At 51.9% G+C, this 649-nt stretch carries 5 tRNA genes and 1 rRNA gene; all 6 read left to right on the forward strand.

What is annotated here, in order from left to right:
- Positions 1 to 36 precede the first annotated feature (36 nt).
- The 6 genes from rrf (at position 37) to M3183_RS26660 (ending at position 606) form a co-directional block, all read left to right on the forward strand.
- A 5S ribosomal RNA gene (gene rrf, locus M3183_RS26635) occupies positions 37 to 152 on the forward strand.
- A 15-nt stretch (positions 153 to 167) separates the two neighbouring features.
- Positions 168 to 242 (forward strand) — tRNA-Asn (locus M3183_RS26640).
- 10 nt (positions 243 to 252) lie between these two features.
- Positions 253 to 344 (forward strand) — tRNA-Ser (locus M3183_RS26645).
- 13 nt (positions 345 to 357) lie between these two features.
- Positions 358 to 429 (forward strand) — tRNA-Glu (locus M3183_RS26650).
- An 11-nt stretch (positions 430 to 440) separates the two neighbouring features.
- Positions 441 to 516 (forward strand) — tRNA-Val (locus M3183_RS26655).
- A gap of 16 nt (positions 517 to 532) precedes the next feature.
- Positions 533 to 606: transfer RNA gene (locus M3183_RS26660), tRNA-Met, on the forward strand.
- Positions 607 to 649: the final 43 nt, after the last annotated feature.

The raw sequence follows: 649 nt of genomic DNA on the forward strand, positions 1-649 counted from the left end.
AAAAGACATTATAATAAAATAGTGTCGATTAAATAGTCTGGCGGTGATGGCGAGAAGGTCACACCCGTTCCCATACCGAACACGGAAGTTAAGCTTCTCAGCGCCGATGGTAGTTGGGGCCTTGCCCCTGTGAGAGTAGGACGCTGCCAGGCTGTTCTAAATATTATTCCGCAGTAGCTCAGTGGTAGAGCTATCGGCTGTTAACCGATCGGTCGTAGGTTCGAATCCTACCTGCGGAGCCATTTTTCTTATGGAGAGCTGTCCGAGTGGCCGAAGGAGCACGATTGGAAATCGTGTAGACGGGTAACCCTGTCTCAAGGGTTCAAATCCCTTGCTCTCCGCCATATTTACTTGAATGGCCCCTTGGTCAAGCGGTTAAGACACCGCCCTTTCACGGCGGTAACACGGGTTCGAATCCCGTAGGGGTCATCACTATAAATGGAGGATTAGCTCAGCTGGGAGAGCATCTGCCTTACAAGCAGAGGGTCGGCGGTTCGATCCCGTCATCCTCCACCATATAAATTTTTATTATCGCGGGGTGGAGCAGTCCGGTAGCTCGTCGGGCTCATAACCCGAAGGTCGCAGGTTCAAATCCTGCCCCCGCAATTTGGTCTGGTAGTTCAGCTGGTTAGAATGCCTGCCTGTCACG

This window comes from Neobacillus mesonae (assembly GCF_023715155.1).
Lineage (GTDB): Bacteria > Bacillota > Bacilli > Bacillales > Cytobacillaceae > Neobacillus > Neobacillus mesonae_A.